This window comes from Halomonas sp. KM072, assembly GCF_050710315.1.
Lineage (GTDB): Bacteria > Pseudomonadota > Gammaproteobacteria > Pseudomonadales > Halomonadaceae > Vreelandella > Vreelandella hamiltonii.
Genome location: NZ_CP136132.1, coordinates 1091368 through 1108005, shown reverse-complemented (window position 1 = coordinate 1108005; position 16638 = coordinate 1091368). Strand labels below are relative to the sequence as shown.

Sequence of the window (16638 nt, the reverse complement as noted above, 5' to 3'; positions counted from 1 at the left end):
CGCCATGGCAAAGCCCCTGGCGCATCACTACGATCAGGGGCTGCGCGACCAGGAGATTCTCCAGCAGTTGCGCAGCCATTATCCTGAGGGTCCGACGCTGCACCAGCTCGCCCCACTGGACCAACTGCATATCGGTGGCTTGGCCGCCTCGGCCAGGCTGTTGGCCCTGATCGAGCCGCAAAGCCAGGTGCTGGACATCGGTGCCGGGCTGGGCGGGCTGATGCGCCAGGGCGCGGCCATGGGCCTGCACATGACCGGGCTGGATATCACCCACCGCTTCAGCGCGCTCAACCGGGCCATCAGCCAACTCACGCCCACCCCCATGGGCGGCAAATTGCGTTGGGTGACGGGAAATGCCAGCGCTCTGCCGTTTACCGACGCGAGCTTCGATGCGGTGGTGTTTCAGCACAGCCTGATGAACATGCCTGACCCGGAAAGCGTGCTGGCCCAGTGCCGCCGAGTGCTGCGCCCCGGCGGGCAGCTGGTGATGCACGAAGTGGTGGGCGGCTCGAACCAGGCAGCGCTGCGCTTCCCGGTGCCCTGGGCGGAAGGGCCCGAACATTCGCACCTGCTCAGCCTGGAGGCATTGACTACCCTGCTGCAACGGCAAGGCTTCACCTTGCAACACCACGAGGATTGGAGCCAGACCGCCCTGGCGTGGCGCCAGCGTCAACGCCAAAAGGAGCAGACCGCCCAGCCTGCGGTCGTCTCGCCCCAGTGGGTATTTGGCGAGCGCTTTCTGGCCATGGGCAAGCACCTGCTGGAAAATCTCGCTCAACAGGCAATTAACGTGGTGGAAATCAGCGCCCGTTGCTAACCTGTAACGGTTGACTCGATAAACTGCGACCCGCCTGCATAACGATAAGGTCACGATCAAGGACAAGAGGAACGCCAATGAACCGCCTGGCAAGCACCCTGCTCCTGACGCTGGTGAGCGCTGCGCCCTTCGCCACCGCCCTGGCGAGTGACGACACGGTATTGCTGGCGTATGCAGCGCCCGACGGTGAGTGGATTCGGCTGGATAACGGCGTGGTGCTGGAAGGCAGCGACCTGAGCAGCCTCGACACCAACACCACCGGCTTTCGGCTGACCGCAGGCTTCAGCCCCGAACGGCTGCCACGGCTGGATATCGGTGCCGAGATCGCCTATCGCGAAAGTGAAGAAGTCCCCATTACGTCCCAGGTGAGCCCGCTGCTCATGGATACCCTGAGCCTGGGTGGCTCCCTGGTGGCAGGCGTGCGCATGGGCGCCGTCAGCGTTTATGCCAAATCCGGCTTCACCGAGTGGCGGGGTGAAGCGTACCAGCCCCATGCCGATGATGGCGGCACCGCGCTGCTGCAAGGCTTCGGCGCCACCATGACCGTCAACCGGTTAATCAGCCGTTTCGAGTACGAGCGTATCGACACGCCCACGCTCAGCCACCTCAATATGCTCAGCGCTTCGCTACACCTGCCGTTTTAATCCCGGTTTTCGATGCTGCCAGCCGAGATGTCTCTTGACCCTGCGCTTATTCGTGTTAATGTACTAGCGTACTAGTACATTAACACGATTTTCATCGACCGCTGGTGACTCACTCATGACCCTCTCTCCGTCACACTATCAGGCTGAGCTGGTACGCCATCTGGTGGCCATCGAGACCCCCGAGGCCATGGACGCTGCGCTGGCCAGCCTGCTGACGCCAGCGGAGTACCAGGAAATCAGCAAGCGTCTGCAGATTTTCAAGCTGCTCAACGAAGGGGTGCCCCACCGCAAGATTGCCGACACCCTCGGGGTCGGTATTGCCACGGTATCCAGGGGCTCTCGCGCACTGAACCAGTCATCTTCATCACGGAACGACCCTTTATGAGCACTCACACTCAGGCCAACACCACTGGCCCAACGCCGTTTACACTGCCCCGTAAACCGCACTACGTGACGCTGGCGGCAGACTGCGACTTCTTCGCCCTGTTTCAGAAAATCGAGCGCCGCTTCGACACCTGCTACATGCTGGAGTCGCTGGGCGAAGATAGCCATATGGCGCGCCACTCGATCATTGGCTTCGACCCCGAATATACGCTGTACGCCAATGGCCACACGCTGACCATCGAAAACCGCGACGGTCAGGCCGAGCAATACACCAGCGAGAACCCCTACGAGCTGCTGCGCAGTCTGATTCCGCAGAACATCATTTCCCGCAAGTACGCCGGCGGCCTCAGCGGCTATCTGGGCTACGACGCCATGCAATACTTCGAGCCTTCGCTGACGCTGAAAGCCAGCAACGACTTCGATACCTTCCGCTTCGGGCTTTACAAGGATGGCTTGATCCTCGACAAGATGACCGGGGAAGTCACCTACTTTTACTACGACAACAGCCGCTATGATTTTCTGCAGACACTGATCGAAGCAGCAGACGAGCCTGCCGGGGCGCTCAGCATTACCGCGCTGGGCGACACCATGAGCAAGACCCAGCATGCCGAAGCCGTGGCCAAAGTGAAGCAGGACATCATCGACGGCAAGGTGTTCCAGTGTGAAGTGGGATTCAAGAAGCGCTTTCGCATCCAGGGCGATACCCTGGCGCTCTATGACCAGCTGCGCACCATCAACCCGTCACCGCAGATGTATTACGTCAAATTCGGTGAACAGAAGCTGATCGGCGCCAGCCCCGAACTGCTGTTTCGCTTGCGCCAGGGCGAAATGGAAACCTTCCCGCTAGCGGGCACCACGCTCCGTGGCCAGACCCCCCAGGAAGACACGCAGTTGGCCCGCGCACTGCTCAACGACCCGAAGGAGATCGCCGAGCACAATATGATCGTGGACCTGCACCGCAACGACATCGGCCGCGTGGCCCAGTTTGGAACGGTGAAGGTACGCAGCCTGATGGACATCAAGCGGTTCAGCCATGTACAGCACATCTCCAGCGAGATCGTCGGCATCATCGCCGAAGGCGAAGACATGTTCTCCGCCCTGGCCAGCAACTTTCCTGCCGGAACGCTGACCGGCGCTCCCAAGATCGAGGCCATGAAGATCATCGACGACCTGGAAACCGACGGTCGCGGCCCCTACGGCGGCGCGGTGGGTCAGTTCTCCTTCAACGGCGACTGCACCTTTGCGATCCCCATCCGTACGGTGTTTGTCAACGGCGAGCGCGCCTACGTGCAAACCTGTGGCGGCAACGTGTACGACAGCAACGCCGAGGATGAGTACGAAGAGATTCGCCGCAAATTCGCCGGTACCCGCAAGGCGCTAGCCCCCTTTATGAGCACGGAAACGGAGAGCCCCGCATGAAGGTGCTGATCATCGACAACTACGACTCGTTCACCTACAACCTCTACCAGTTCATCGGTGAAATTCTCACTGCCGAAAAGAATCGCGGGGAGCTGCCGCATTTCGAGATCGTGGTGAAGCGGAACAACCAGATCGACTTCAAGGCCATCGAGGCCATGGCCCCGGACCGCATCATCATTTCGCCGGGGCCGGGCTCGCCGGACGACCCGCGCTACTTCGGGGTGTGTGCCGAGGTCATCGAAAAACTCGGCAAGACGACGCCACTGCTGGGAGTGTGCCTGGGCATGCAGGGAATCGTGCATGTCTTTGGTGGCAAGGTCGTCAAGGCACCGCTGCCCATGCATGGCAAGATCAGCCCCATTCACCACGATGACCGCTCGGTGTTCCAGGGCGTCCCCGACCAATTGGAAGTGATGCGCTACCACTCCTTGATTGCCGACGCCACCACCCTACCCGAGTGCCTGGAAGTGACCGCCACGGTCGGCGCGCTGACCGCCGAGCATTTTGCCGAGCGCAGCGCCTGGCAGGCCGCAGGCGAGTTCGAGCTGATGGGCGTGAAGCACCGCGACTACCCCATCCACGGCATTCAGTTTCACCCGGAGTCGTTTGCCACCGAAGGCGGCAAGGAACTGATCGCCAACTTCCTGTTCAACTCGGCCAAGGTTGCGTAAGCGCCAGAACAGCCGCCAGACAGGCCAGGTTGAGCACCACCGTGACCCAGAAAACTCGCCGAAAAGCGGTTTTTTGGGTCTTGTGGCGCAGCTGCTGCTGCGCGCACCACGCCCCCGGCCAACCGCCTAGCAGCGCCAGCCAGTGCAGCGTTTTCTCGCTCACCCGCTGGCGCTGTTTAATCGCGGCCCACTTATCCCACGCATAGAGAACGTAGGTAATCACGCTGGCCGTCGCATACCACGCCAGTAGGTAACTCATATAAGTTGGCATCTCTGTCATGGAGAACTACTTGCGCCGGGAAGGCGGCTTACCGGAGGCAGCTTTACCCCCGCTGGGGCGTCCGCCCTTTATCGCGCCCTTACGCGCGCCCGGTTTGCCGCTAGAGTGGCTCCCGGGCCTCCCCTTTCCTTTAGTGGCCGGTCTTCCCGCTGACACTGCTCCTTTGCCGCCTAACTTACCAGCAGCGGCCCCTTTTGCCTTGGGATCCTTGCGGGCTTTGTTACCCGCGCCGGCACCTGAAGAGGCCCGTTTTGCTGCCGTCTTTTTATCCTGCGCGCTACTTCTACCGCCACTGTAGTTGGGTCGGGCGATTTTTTTCTTCTCAGGTGCTTTCTGCTCAGATGTTTTCTTCTCAGGCGCTACATCTGAGGTTTCGGTGAGGGCAACAATGGTCTCGATCTCTTTGGGCGTCAGGTCACGCCAATCCCCCAGCGCCAGCCCTTTCAGCGAGACGTTCATGATGCGCGTACGCACCAGTTGCGTCACCTCGTAGCCAAAGTATTCGCACATACGGCGAATTTGGCGGTTGAGCCCCTGCACTAGCGTGATATTGAACACAAAGGTGGACTCTTTAACCACCTGACACTTTTTGGTCATCTGCCCAAGGATCGGCACGCCGCCCTGCATACCGGCAATGAACTCATCGGTGATCGGTTTATCCACCGTCACCACGTACTCTTTCTCGTGATGATTGTTGGCGCGCAGAATCTTGTTGACCAGATCGCCATTGTTGGTGAGAAAGATCAGGCCTTGGGAGTCCTTGTCCAGCCGTCCGATGGGAAAGATACGCGTGCCGTGCTTGACGAACTCGACGATGTTGTCCTTTTCTGCCGACTCCGTGGTGCTGACAATCCCCACCGGTTTGTTGAGCGCGATCAGTACTAAATCCTCCTCTTCCTGCGGCTCAATCTCCTGGCCGTTGACCTTTACCCGATCCCCCGCGACCACTTGGTCACCAGTGGTTGCCCGGCGGCCGTTGATCCACACATTGCCCTGCTCGACAAAGCGGTCCGCCTCCCGGCGGGAGCAGAGGCCGCTTTCGCTGATGTATTTATTGATACGGGTAGATTTTCGTAACGACATAAAACGCCATGTAGCCTAAATAAACGTTAAAAAGAGGAGCCGGGCTGCTTGAGGAACTCGACCTCTTCCGGAGTCGAGGTTCGGCCTAAGACCGCATTGCGATGCGGGTAGCGCCCAAAGCGATCGATAATCTGTTGGTCGATTTGGGCATCTTTCTTAAACCACTGGGCTGGCGACAACTCCTGAAACCAGAATGCCAGCACGGCCTGAGCGTCTGTGGTCATGTTTCTGCCTCCAACACTGGACATAAAGAAAAGCGCCGCCACCCATCGGTAGCGGCGCTGGTGGGCTGTCTTCAGCTTAGCCGGTGTTACGCAGGCCAGCCGCAATACCCGCCATGGTGACCATTAACGCGCGGGAGAGATCCGGGCTAATCGCGCCGTCGGCATCGCGGTTACGCTGCAAAAGCTCGGCTTGCAGGCCGTGCAGCGGGTCGATGTAAGGGTTACGCACGTCAATCGCCTGACGGATCAGCGGCGTATTCTCCAGCAGCCGCTCCTGCTGAAGAATGTCCAGCACCACCAGCTCCAGCCGCGCAAAGCGTTCTCGCAGCTGCTTGCCCAACGCCTTCAGCGCAGGCTCGTCGACCAGGCGATGCTCGTAATAAGCCGCAATGGCCACATCGGCCTTGGCCAGCAACATCTCCAGCATGTCCAGATAGGTGCCAAAGAATGGCCACTGCGTGCGCATCTCTTGCAGCACTTCCAGGCCGCCCGGCTCCTCCAGGCGTCGGGCAAAGGCCTCACCGCTGCCCAACCAGGCGGGCAGCATCAGGCGAATCTGCGTCCAGGCAAAGATCCAGGGAATCGCCCGCAGCGTTTCCACGCCGCCATCCTGGCGACGCTTGGCGGGCCGCGAACCCAAGGGCAGCCTGCCCAGCGCGCCCTCGGGCGTCACCGCGCGGAAATAGGGGACGAAATTCGGGTCTTCACGCACCACGCCCACATAAGCCGCGTGGGCAACCTTGGCCAGCTGGTCCATCTCTTCGCGCCAGTGCGGTTGTGGTGCAGGCGGCGGGAGCAGCGTGGCTTCCAGCACCGCGCAGGCGTAGATCTCCATGGAGCGCAGCGCAATGTCCGGCTGGCCGAACTTGAAGCGAATCATCTCTCCCTGCTCGGTTACCCGCAGGCTGCCGTTCACCGACCCTGGCGGCTGAGAGAGAATCGCCGCATGGGCCGGGCCGCCCCCGCGGCCCACGGTGCCGCCGCGGCCGTGGAACAGCGTCAGATCCACGCCGTGCTTCTCGCACACGTTGACCAGGGCTTCCTGGGCGCGGTACTGCGCCCAGGCCGCCGCCAGCTGCCCGGCATCCTTGGCAGAGTCGGAGTAACCGATCATGACTTCCTGACGGTCCTGAGTGAGCGCTCGGTAACCCGGCAGCGACAGCAGCTGATCGATGACAGCACCGGCGTGGTCCAGGTCGTTGAGCGTCTCGAACAGCGGCGCGATGGGCAGCGTCACCTGGCCGCCCACCTCTTTCATGAGCAGCGCCACGGTCAGTACATCCGAAGGCTCGCCTGCCATGGAGATGATATAGGTGCCCAGCGCTTCGGCATGCTCCTGGGCAATCACCTTGAACGTATCCAGCACTTCTCGTGATTCGGCGGAACACTCCCAGCGGCGCGGGATCAATGGACGGCGCGAGGCCAGCTCGGAAAGCAAAAACTCCTGACGCTGGGTTTCGCTCCACTCCTGATAATGACCTAGCCCCAGCGAGCTGGTGAGTTCTTCCATGACCTGGGCGTGGCGGCTGGCTTCCTGGCGAAGGTCGAGCTTGGTCAGCGTAACGCCGAACACAGCTACGCGGCGCAGGGTATCCAGCAGCGCGCCGTTGGCGATGGTGTCCAGCCCCACATCGCACAGCGAGCGGTAGCAGGCCAGCAGCGGCGCGTAGATTTGGTCGCGGGTTTCAATGATCGGCCCGCCGTCGTAGTTGTGGCCATCCAACTGCGCTTTCGCCCAGTCGCGGGTGGCTTCCATTTTAGTCAGCAGCCGCTTGAGCAGCTCCCGGTAAGGCTCGGCGACATCGCCCACTTCGGCCTTCAAGGCGCTGTTGGCCTTCCACATGGAAAGCTCGGTCTTGAGCTGCTCCAGATCCCGCAGGTAGAGATCGGCGGCCATCCAACGGCCCAGCAGCAGCACTTCCTGGGTCACCTTCGCCGTGACATTGGGGTTGCCGTCGCGATCACCCCCCATCCACGAGGCGTAGCGAATGGGCGCCGCATCCAGCGGCAGGCGCTCGCCTACCGTTTCCAGCAACAGGCTATCCAGGTCGCGGTGAAAATCGGGCACCGCCTGCCACAGGGAGTTCTCGATGACCGCAAAGCCCCACTTGGCCTCATCCACCGGAGTGGGACGTTCGTGACGAATCTCGTCGGTGTGCCAGGCCTGGCTGATCAGCTCTTCCAGCCGCCCCTGAGCGCGGGCGCCACGCTCAGGGTAATCCTCGGAGCTTTCAATGGCGATCAGGCACTCGTCGATGGCGTCATACTTCTGAATCAGGGTGCGGCGAATGACTTCGGTGGGGTGGGCAGTGAGCACTAGCTCCACGCGCATGTTGGCCAGGGTTTCGACCAGCTTGCGCGGGGAGTTGCCCGCCTGCTGGGCGCGACTGAGCAGCTCGCCCAGTACCGGCTGGGTGCCTGGTTTGTAATCCTCCACGCGACGAAACCGGGCGCGATAATGCTGCTCGGCGATGTTGGCGAGGTTCAGGAACTGGTTGAAGGCACGGGTGACCGGCAGCAGGTCGCGCTCGGGTAGCTGACGCAAATACTCGATGAGCTGGCGCTGTTGAAGCGAGTCGCCCTGGCGACCGCGCTTGGCGTGGGCACGAATGGTTTCAATCTTATCGACAAACGACTGGCCTAAGTCATCGGCGATGGTACGCCCAAGACTGTCACCCAGAATACGGACATTATCGCGCAGCGACTCGTGTAGATCATGGCTCATTGGCGGGGCCTCCTTGCGGGGTCGCGTTGATATAGTGAGATATTAGCGTTGTTCTTGGGCTTTCGCGGCTTGCCAGTGGTGTTCCATTTCTTCCAGGGTCGCCTGACCCAGTGGTCGCTCGGCCCTGGCAAGTGCGCCTTCGACATGGCGAAAGCGGCGCTCGAATTTGCTGTTGGTCTGGCGCAGGCACTGCTCAGGGTCGGCCCCCAGGGTACGCGCCAGGTTAGTGACCGCAAACAGCAGGTCACCCACTTCTTCGTGCGCATGCTGGCGGTCGCCAGCGGCCAGCGCCTCTTCGACCTCTGCCAGCTCTTCACGAATCTTGTCCAGCACGCCGCGGGCATCGGGCCAGTCGAAACCCACTCGGGCGGCACGCTTGGAGAGTTTGGTCGCCCTGCTCAGCGCAGGCAGGTTACGCGGTACATCGTCGAGCACCGATACCTCTTCTACGCTGCGCTGCGCGCGCTCTTCGGCCTTGAGCGCTTCCCAGCGGCTGTTGACCTGCTGGGTTTTGACGGCGTCTGCGCTCATGCCAGGCGGGCGGCGAGACGCCAGCGTCCCCTCTGGAAACACATGCGGATGGCGACGCAACATCTTTTCCGTCAACGTGTGGACGATATCGTGGAAATCGAAGCGCTGCTCCTCGACGGCGAACTGGGCGTAATAGACCACTTGAAACAGCAGGTCCCCCAGCTCTCCGGGCAGCTCATCGAAAGCACGCCGCTCGATGGCATCGGCAACTTCGTAGGCTTCTTCCAGGGTATGCGGCACGATGGTGTCCCAGTGCTGCTTGACGTCCCACGGGCAGCCCTGCTGCGGGTCACGCAGCACGGCCATCAGCGTCAACAGGTCTTCCAGGCGGTAGCGCATCAGGCCCCTCCTTTACGGGCACTTTTTTCGGGGTCGGCGTTACGCAGGCGGCGCACCTCGGTCACGTTGGGCAACTGCTGAATACGCGAGAACAGCCTTCCCAGGGACTCCAGGCCATCCACCTCCAGGGTGATGCGCAGGCGGGCAATGCCCTCGTCGGTATCGGTCAGCGTGTTGACCGCCAGTACATTGACCTTTTCATTGCCCAGCAGGCCCGTGACATCGCGCAGCAAACCCGAACGGTCCCAGGCCTGAATCTCGATGGTCACCGGGTAGCGGGTATGGGCGCGCTCGCCCCATTCCACTTCGATAATGCGCTGAGGCTCCTCCATGCGCAATTGGAGAATATTGGTGCAGTCCTGACGGTGCACGGTGACCCCACGACCTTGCGTGATGAAGCCGACAATCGGCTCGCCGGGCACCGGTCGGCAGCAGTTGGCCATGCTGGTCTTCAAGTTGCCCACGCCCAGCACGGTAATGTCGCTTTTGGTGGCCTTGCTGGGCTGGCGGCGAGGCTTGGCCAGCAGTCGGTCCAACTGCTCCTGGTCATCGGTCTCGCCAAACAGCTGCTGCGCCTGATGCAGTACCTGGCCTATCCGCAGGTCACCGGCGCCCAGCGCGGCGTACATGTCGTCAGCGTTCTGGTAATTGACCGCCTTGGCCAGTTTTGGCAGGTCGAGCCCTTCCACATCCAGGCGGCGCATTTCACGCTCAAACAGCGTGCGCCCTTCGTTCAGGTTCTGGTCCCGGGCCTGATACTTGAACCACGCCTGGATCTTGGCCCGCGCCCGCGAGGTGCGTACGTAGCCCAGGCTGGGGTTGAGCCAGTCGCGGCTGGGGCCGCCTTTGGTGGCAGTGAGAATCTCGATTTGCTGGCCGGTTTTCAGCTTGTAGTTCAGCGGGACGATGCGACCGTTAACCTTGGCACCTCGGCAGCGATGGCCAATTTCGGTGTGCACCCGGTAAGCAAAATCGATCGGCGTGGCAATACGCGGCAGGTCGATAACGTGCCCATCCGGGGTAAAGACGTAGATGCGGTCAGGGGCGACATCGCTGGAGAGGCCTTCACGCAGGTCGCCAAAGCCGCCCACTTCGTCCTGCCACTCCAGCACCTGCCGCAGCCAGGCGATCTTTTCTTCGTAGCTGCGACTCTTGGCATTGGTATCGTGGCCCTTGTAGCGCCAGTGGGCACACACCCCAAGCTCGGCCTCGTCGTGCATACCGAAGGTGCGGATCTGAATTTCCAGCACCTTGTTTTCCGGCCCCATGACCGCCGTGTGCAGCGACTGATAACCGTTTTTCTTGGGGTTGGCGATGTAGTCGTCGAACTCGTTGGGCACGTGGTGCCAGCGGGAGTGGACGATACCCAGCACGGTGTAGCAGTCAGTGACTTCGGGTACCAGAATGCGCACGGCGCGCACGTCGTGGACCTGGGAAAAATCGATCCGCTTGCGCTTCATCTTGCGCCAGATGGAGTAGATATGCTTTGCCCGGCCACTGACATCGTAACGATGGATATGCTGGGCTTCCATGAGGGTCTTGAGGGTTTCGACCACATCGTGAATATAGCGGTCGCGGTCCAGGCGCTTCTCTGCCAGTAGCTTGGCAATCGCCTTGTACTCGTCCTCATGCAGGTAGCGGAACGAAAGATCTTCCAGCTCCCACTTGATCTGGCCAATGCCCAGGCGGTGGGCCAGCGGCGCGTAGATATCGGCCACTTCCCTGGCCACCTGCAGGCATTTTTCCCGGGGGGCGTCCTTGACCTGACGCAGCGCGCAGGTGCGCTCGGCAATCTTGATCAACGCGACCCGTACATCTCCCACCATATTGACCAGCATTTTGCGCAGGTTTTCCTGCTGGTTATGCTGGCTCATGCCATGGTTGGGCGCCAAGGGGTAGCTGATGGCGGCCATCTGCAGTACGCCATCGATCAGCTTCGCCACTTCATCGCCAAAGCGCTTGGTCACCGCGTCGAGGCTCAGCAACCCTTCGCGCACGGCGCGATACAGCACCGCAGCTTCCAGCGTGGCTTGATCGAGCTTGAGATCGGCCAGAATATCGGCCATTTCCAGGCCCATGCGAAAACTGGAACCTGGCGACAGCCACACACGATGGGTGCGGGGAGCTTCTCGCTCCAACTGGTCGGCCAGCTCGCAGGCCTGAAGCAGGCGCTCGGGCTCACGCAGGCGCACATCTTCCTGAAGGCGCGTTAACCATTGTTGTATGTCCACCTTTCCGCTTTCTGTCAGCGGCTGGTCTTCACGCACTTTCACCATGACAATGACTCATCCTTTTGGGTGGCGGCTTGCTGCAAATGGCACGCTAGCCCGTATATTCAAACAGCATCAGCGTTTCCATGTGCGCCGTATGTACGAACATGTCGGCCACGACAACGTGCTTGATAGCATACCCTGCATGCACAAGATGTGCCGCATCGCGAGCCAGGGTTGCCGGGTCGCAGGAGACATACGCGACCCGGGCAAGGCGATGGCGGCCCAGCGCCTGACACACCGCCTCGGCACCGCTACGCGGCGGATCCAGCACCAGCGCATCCACAGGGTGCTGCCGCAGCACCTTGGCCACGGACTCGGCATTGCTGAGATCCGCTTGTTCTGCGCTGACCGCCAGGACTGCATCGGCATCGCGGGCGTTATGGGCATTGTCGCGCAGCCGTTCGACCATGCCTTGGCTCCCTTCGACCGCATGAACGCGAGCGCCTGCAGCGGCCAACGGCAGGCTGAAATTGCCGATACCGGCAAACAGATCCAGCAGCACCATGCCGGGCTTGGGCACCAACCAGCCTACCACTTGTGCCACCATCTGCTGGTTCACCTCGGCATTGACCTGCAAAAAATCTCCCGGCGCAAAGTCAAGCGACAGGTTGGATGGCAATGTACTGGCGTCGATGCCCAGCGCCTGCATGTCAAAGCGCTCTCTCAGCAAAGGTGGCGCACCATACCAGTGCAGCTGGGGCGCTTCGCGCCCCAGCCAGGCACCGACATGTACCTGGTGCTGCTCAGCGAAACGCTGCCAGCGCAGCTCATCGTCAGGCTGTGCCTTCAACTGACGCACCAGCACGACCGTCGCATCCGGGGTCGCCAGCAGTTCGAGGTGGCCGACCGAGCGCGGGGCTTCCAGGCTCGCCAACAGCGCTCGCAGAGGGGCAATGAGCGCCTGCAAGGCAGGCACCAGCACTGGACAGGTGTCGATATCTACCAGCCGATGCGTGCTGGCGGCGCGAAACCCCAGGTGCACCTTGCCCTGGCTATCCACCTTGACACCCAGCCTCGCCCGACGGCGATACGCCGTGGTCTGCCCGTGGAGCAAGCCGATGGCATCATGGGCCAGGCCCTGCCGTGCCAGCAGCTCAGCGACTACCTCACGTTTGTGGTGGCGCTGGGTGTCGAGTGCCATATGCTGCAAATCGCACCCTCCGCACTGGCCAAAGTGGGCACAGGGCGGCGTCACGCGCAGGGGCGAGGGAGTCAACAGAGCTTTGACATGCGCCTCATCGAAGCGTTTGCGGGTCACATGGACCGCGACCTCCACTTCCTCGCCGGGCAGCACCCGGTCGATGAATACGGTCTTCCCGGCAGCGTTGTGAGCCACCCCTCGGCCATCATGGGCCAGCCGCTCGACGACCAGCGGCGCACCGGAGAGCTCGCCAGTCTGCTCTTTTGCGGCTCGCCCACTTGGCGTGCGTGCCAGGCCCGAATGGCCCGAGACGGGGCGTGGAGGCCGCCGCTTACCCAACATGGCCATTCATACCTCCGGGGCGAACAAGCCCGTGGAGAGATAGCGATCACCACGGTCACAGACAACGAACACGATAACCGCGTTTTCGGTTTGTTCGGCGATGCGCAGCGCACCTGCCAGGCTGCCGCCGGATGAAACCCCTGCCAGAATACCCTCTTCCCGGGCCAGGCGACGCATGTGCTCTTCGGCTTCCTGCTGGGCGATGTCCAGCGTGACATCGACTCTCGGCGCTTCGAAGATGGCGGGCAGGTACTCCTGGGGCCAGCGGCGAATGCCGGGAATACTGGCGCCATCGGCCGGCTGCAGCCCGACGATCTGCACCGCCGGGTTCTGCTCCTTGAGATACCGTGACACGCCCATGATGGTGCCCGTAGTACCCATGGAGCTGACGAAGTGTGTGATCTCACCGTCGGTTTGCCGCCACACCTCCGGGCCGGTGGTGCGATAATGCGCCAGCGGGTTGTCCGGGTTGGCAAACTGGTTGAGCGGCTTGCCCTCGCCTCGGGCAATCATGGCGTCGGCGATATCGCGTGCCTCTTCCATGCCCCCCTCCTTGCTCGCTGAGATGAGCCTGGCGCCATAGGCCGCCATGGCTTGCTTGCGCTCGGCGGAAGCATTTTCAGGCATGACCAGCACCATCTTGTAACCCTTGATGGCGGCCGCCATGGCCAGCGCAATGCCGGTATTGCCCGAGGTCGCCTCGATCAGCGTATCACCGGGACGAATGTCACCACGGGCTTCTGCTTCGCTGAGCATCGACAGCGCTGGGCGGTCCTTGACCGAGCCTGCCGGGTTGTTGCCCTCCAGCTTGGCCAGCAGCGTATTGTTGCGGCCTGCCGTGATTCTTTTCAGACGTACCAGCGGTGTGTTGCCGACCACATCTTCAAGCGTGGGATAATTCATCACACATTCCTTATCGTAACCGTTATGCTGCATTATATCGGTGCTGCCCATGCCTGGACAGGCAACCTTCTGGATTCGATGAGCTTCTTTCATGTCTTTAAACACGCGCCTGCTGTTTGCCCTGCTGGGTTTTCCACTGTTGGTGTATGCCATGATGGCGTTTCTGTTCGTCTTTCACGCCGACGCCACAGGCCGTGCGGTACTCGAGGAAAGGCTGGTCGGTACTGGCGAGCTGTTGGCTCCCAGCCTGGGCCAGGCCATGGCCGATGGCGACTCGCAACGCCTGGAGAGTCTCGCGGGAAAACTGCTCGAGCAGCGCCACCTACGAGCCGTCACCCTCTTCGATGAACAAGGCAATCGCCTGCTGGTGATGGGTACCTCGCTGCCACCCCCGGCTCGGCTGCACGCCCCGGAAACGACGACCATCGCCATGGAAGACGATCTGTGGCGCGTTCAGGTACCGCTGACCAGCGAGTCACTGAGCGGTCGTGGACGCACGAACAATGGCTGGCTGGAAGCCGAGATGGATATCCGCACGCTGGTGCTGGAGCGCTACAAGCTGATTGCCAGCCTCAGCCTGGGCGGCATGCTGTTGGGCCTGTTGCTGTTTCTGATCGCCTTTGCCATCAGCCGCTATGTCACCCGCCCCATCGAAGAAGCCAGCCAGGCACTTTACCGACTGTCGAGAGGCGATGACCGCCTGCAGATCACTCCTGCCAACCCCATCGAGCTGCGCCAACTGGCCCAGCATATCAATCGGCTGGCGGAGTATTTCCAGCACGCCCGGCGCAACATGCAGAGCCAGATCGAGCAAGCCACCAGTGAACTCCAGGAATCCATGGAGACCATCGAAGAGCAGAACATCAAGCTTGATCTGGCACACCGCAGCGCGCTGCGAGCCAACGCCGTGAAGTCTGAATTTCTGGCCAACATGAGCCATGAGATACGTACACCGCTCAATGGCATCATCGGTTTCTGTCGGCTGCTGGGCCGATCGTCGCTCGACAACCGCCAAAAGGAGTGGCTGGACCATGTACGCCGGGCCTGTGACAACCTGCTGATGCTGGTCAACGACGTGCTGGATTTCTCGAAACTGGAAGCAGACCGCCTGACACTGGAAGAAGTGGACGTGGATATCGTGGCGCTGGTCGATGAAGTGATTGGCTTGCATGCCCCAGAAGCGCAGCGCAAGCAGCTCAACCTGGTCGCCATGGTGTATGACGACGTGCCGACCCCGCTATGCGGTGACCCGCTACGCATCCATCAGGTGCTGAACAACCTGCTGGGCAATGCCCTCAAATTCACCAATGAGGGCGATGTGATCGTGCGCGTCATGCTGGACAACCAGGAGGGTCAGCACGTCGTCCTGCACATCAGCGTCAGTGATACCGGTATTGGATTGAGCGACGAACACCAGCAGCAGCTGTTCAGCGCCTTCTCTCAGGCAGAGCCCAGCCACTCCCGACAGTTTGGAGGCAGCGGTCTGGGCCTGTCGATCTGCCGCCAGCTGATTCAACGCATGGGCGGCGAGATTGGAGTCGAAAGCGAGTTGGGCAGAGGGTCGACTTTTTCGTTTACGCTCCCCCTGCTCGCCCATCAGGCAGACGAGCGCCCTCCAGAACTCGTGCTGGACAATCCGATCGTGCGCTTGCACGAACCTCACTTGCCCACTCGAAACGTGCTGGAACACTTGCTGGAACGCTGGGGCGCTCGCCCTGTATCGTTCATCGATGCCGGCAATGAGGCACTGCTGATGGTCAGCCTCGAACACGATGATTTTGGCGGCGAACGTAAGGGCTATTGGCAGAACATCATTGCCCAGACCCCCTGCCCAGTCATCATTCTGGCCAACACCACCAGCTTTGAACTGCCCCACTGGGACCTTCCCCATGGCGGTGACCTGCTCTGCAAGCCCTTCACCCGCGCCCAACTGGTCACGATGGTACGACGCTTGCTGCAGCCCACGGTACTGCCAGCGGGTCAGGAGCCAAAACCCCTGGAGCTTGCCAACAAGCCTGCCCAAGGCGCCCCTTTGACGCTGCTGATCGTTGACGACAACACTGCCAACCGTGAGCTGCTCAAGGCCATGCTGGAGAGCAGCACGCTGCGCATCGTCTTGGCTGCCAGCGGCAGAGAAGCATTGGAGTTCGCGCGCCAGCATACCGCCGACATGGTACTGATGGATATTCGCATGCCCGACATGAACGGCATCGAAACCACCAAAGCGCTGCGTCGCGTCAACGGCAGCTGGGCACGCTGCCCCATCATCGCGGTCACCGCCCACGTACTGAATAACGAACGCCAGCAGTGGCTGAGTGAAGGGCTGGACGATGTGTTGATCAAACCCATCAATGACGTACAGTTGCAGCAGCTCATGCAGCGGTTTCTGGGTATTACGCCCGACCCGGGGCATCAAGACATCACGCCAACTTCTACTGAGGCAGATACCCCACCGGCCACACCAGAACCCTTGGCAGAACCCTTGGCATTGCCCAGCGCCCTGCCTGCCGTGGATCTCACCCTGGGGACGCGCTTGGCAGGCGGCAAGACATCATTGGCCAAGCAGCAGTTGGTCAGGCTGATCGACAGCCTGGAAGAGCACGAACGACAAATGCGCGAGGCTTTCCAGGCAGACGAACTGAACGAACTGCTGGACTGGGTGCACGGGCTGAACGGGGCCAGCCGCTACTGCGGTGCACCCGAGTTGGCCCTGCTGGTGGAAACCCTGGAAACTCGGCTACGCACCAGCGGGCTACGCCATGTCGATACGCTGCTGGAAGAGCTTTACGCCGCCATGACGCGACTTGCCCAATACCGCGATGGCTTACTGGAGTAAACAAGGAGAAACGGCATGTGATTGGG

Annotated in this window: 13 protein-coding genes and 1 pseudogene; 6 read left to right on the top strand and 8 right to left on the bottom strand. The window is 61.3% G+C overall.

Translation table 11 applies throughout. The features are described from left to right. Positions 1-4 precede the first annotated feature (4 nt). The 5 genes from RVM26_RS05195 to RVM26_RS05175 all read left to right on the top strand — a co-directional run bounded on the left by RVM26_RS05195 (position 5) and on the right by RVM26_RS05175 (position 3935). A complete protein-coding gene (locus RVM26_RS05195; protein WP_081137159.1) occupies positions 5-817 on the top strand; it encodes a class I SAM-dependent methyltransferase in 813 nt (270 codons plus the stop codon). Between the two features lie 77 nt (positions 818-894). Beyond that, the gene (locus tag RVM26_RS05190; RefSeq protein ID WP_498941255.1) at positions 895-1461 is read left to right on the top strand and encodes a hypothetical protein; all 567 of its coding nucleotides are present in this window, start codon (positions 895-897) and stop codon (positions 1459-1461) included. Positions 1462-1576: 115 nt separating this feature from the next. Then, positions 1577-1846, top strand: a complete 270-nt coding sequence (locus tag RVM26_RS05185) for a Trp family transcriptional regulator (RefSeq protein WP_016913604.1) — start codon at positions 1577-1579, stop codon at positions 1844-1846. Next, positions 1843-3264 (top strand): anthranilate synthase component I family protein, encoded by a 1422-nt coding sequence (locus RVM26_RS05180; protein ID WP_498941253.1) that lies wholly within the window; start codon positions 1843-1845, stop codon positions 3262-3264. Before RVM26_RS05185 ends, RVM26_RS05180 begins: the two co-directional genes overlap by 4 nt. Next, positions 3261-3935 carry an anthranilate synthase component II gene (locus RVM26_RS05175; protein WP_096923128.1) on the top strand — a complete coding sequence of 225 codons (675 nt, stop codon included), beginning with the start codon at positions 3261-3263 and terminating at the stop codon, positions 3933-3935. The genes RVM26_RS05180 and RVM26_RS05175 overlap by 4 nt, the downstream gene beginning before the upstream one ends. Here the strand turns inward: RVM26_RS05175 and RVM26_RS05170 are convergent. The 8 genes and pseudogenes from RVM26_RS05170 to cysM all read right to left on the bottom strand — a co-directional run bounded on the left by RVM26_RS05170 (position 3913) and on the right by cysM (position 13776). Further along, complete coding sequence (locus RVM26_RS05170; protein ID WP_287808403.1) at positions 3913-4215, bottom strand: DUF1294 domain-containing protein; 303 nt, start codon at positions 4213-4215, stop codon at positions 3913-3915. The genes RVM26_RS05175 and RVM26_RS05170 overlap by 23 nt on opposite strands. A gap of 6 nt (positions 4216-4221) precedes the next feature. Then, on the bottom strand, positions 4222-5298 hold the full coding sequence (rluF, locus tag RVM26_RS05165) for a 23S rRNA pseudouridine(2604) synthase RluF (protein WP_287808404.1): 1077 nt from the start codon (positions 5296-5298) through the stop codon (positions 4222-4224). 26 nt (positions 5299-5324) lie between these two features. Then, positions 5325-5429, bottom strand: a pseudogene (locus RVM26_RS05160) (DUF924 family protein); the annotation flags it as partial. A gap of 169 nt (positions 5430-5598) precedes the next feature. After that, positions 5599-8247 carry a phosphoenolpyruvate carboxylase gene (gene ppc / locus RVM26_RS05155; protein WP_498941250.1) on the bottom strand — a complete coding sequence of 883 codons (2649 nt, stop codon included), beginning with the start codon at positions 8245-8247 and terminating at the stop codon, positions 5599-5601. Positions 8248-8289: 42 nt separating this feature from the next. Further along, positions 8290-9117 (bottom strand): nucleoside triphosphate pyrophosphohydrolase, encoded by an 828-nt coding sequence (gene mazG / locus RVM26_RS05150; protein WP_498941248.1) that lies wholly within the window; start codon positions 9115-9117, stop codon positions 8290-8292. Next, the gene (gene relA, locus RVM26_RS05145; RefSeq protein WP_498941246.1) at positions 9117-11393 is read right to left on the bottom strand and encodes a RelA/SpoT family protein; all 2277 of its coding nucleotides are present in this window, start codon (positions 11391-11393) and stop codon (positions 9117-9119) included. Before relA ends, mazG begins: the two co-directional genes overlap by 1 nt. A gap of 46 nt (positions 11394-11439) precedes the next feature. Next, positions 11440-12879 carry a TRAM domain-containing protein gene (locus RVM26_RS05140; protein ID WP_287808408.1) on the bottom strand — a complete coding sequence of 480 codons (1440 nt, stop codon included), beginning with the start codon at positions 12877-12879 and terminating at the stop codon, positions 11440-11442. Then, a complete protein-coding gene (gene cysM / locus RVM26_RS05135; RefSeq protein WP_287808409.1) occupies positions 12880-13776 on the bottom strand; it encodes a cysteine synthase CysM in 897 nt (298 codons plus the stop codon). It lies immediately after the preceding gene. A gap of 91 nt (positions 13777-13867) precedes the next feature. Here cysM and RVM26_RS05130 point away from each other — a divergent pair, with 91 nt between their 5' ends. Further along, positions 13868-16612, top strand: a complete 2745-nt coding sequence (locus tag RVM26_RS05130) for an ATP-binding protein (RefSeq protein ID WP_287808410.1) — start codon at positions 13868-13870, stop codon at positions 16610-16612. Positions 16613-16638 lie beyond the last annotated feature (26 nt).

What these genes read in the sequence shown, in the direction of transcription:
- ppc (WP_498941250.1), bottom strand. Translation starts at nt 8,247, where the DNA reads ATGAGCCATGATCTACACGAGTCGCTGCGCGATAATGTCCGTATTCTG.
- RVM26_RS05130 (WP_287808410.1), top strand. Translation starts at nt 13,868, where the DNA reads ATGTCTTTAAACACGCGCCTGCTGTTTGCCCTGCTGGGTTTTCCACTG.
- mazG (WP_498941248.1), bottom strand. Translation starts at nt 9,117, where the DNA reads ATGCGCTACCGCCTGGAAGACCTGTTGACGCTGATGGCCGTGCTGCGT.
- RVM26_RS05180 (WP_498941253.1), top strand. Translation starts at nt 1,843, where the DNA reads ATGAGCACTCACACTCAGGCCAACACCACTGGCCCAACGCCGTTTACA.
- RVM26_RS05190 (WP_498941255.1), top strand. Translation starts at nt 895, where the DNA reads ATGAACCGCCTGGCAAGCACCCTGCTCCTGACGCTGGTGAGCGCTGCG.
- rluF (WP_287808404.1), bottom strand. Translation starts at nt 5,298, where the DNA reads ATGTCGTTACGAAAATCTACCCGTATCAATAAATACATCAGCGAAAGC.
- relA (WP_498941246.1), bottom strand. Translation starts at nt 11,393, where the DNA reads ATGGTGAAAGTGCGTGAAGACCAGCCGCTGACAGAAAGCGGAAAGGTG.
- RVM26_RS05175 (WP_096923128.1), top strand. Translation starts at nt 3,261, where the DNA reads ATGAAGGTGCTGATCATCGACAACTACGACTCGTTCACCTACAACCTC.
- RVM26_RS05170 (WP_287808403.1), bottom strand. Translation starts at nt 4,215, where the DNA reads ATGACAGAGATGCCAACTTATATGAGTTACCTACTGGCGTGGTATGCG.
- RVM26_RS05140 (WP_287808408.1), bottom strand. Translation starts at nt 12,879, where the DNA reads ATGGCCATGTTGGGTAAGCGGCGGCCTCCACGCCCCGTCTCGGGCCAT.
- cysM (WP_287808409.1), bottom strand. Translation starts at nt 13,776, where the DNA reads ATGAATTATCCCACGCTTGAAGATGTGGTCGGCAACACACCGCTGGTA.
- RVM26_RS05195 (WP_081137159.1), top strand. Translation starts at nt 5, where the DNA reads ATGGCAAAGCCCCTGGCGCATCACTACGATCAGGGGCTGCGCGACCAG.
- RVM26_RS05185 (WP_016913604.1), top strand. Translation starts at nt 1,577, where the DNA reads ATGACCCTCTCTCCGTCACACTATCAGGCTGAGCTGGTACGCCATCTG.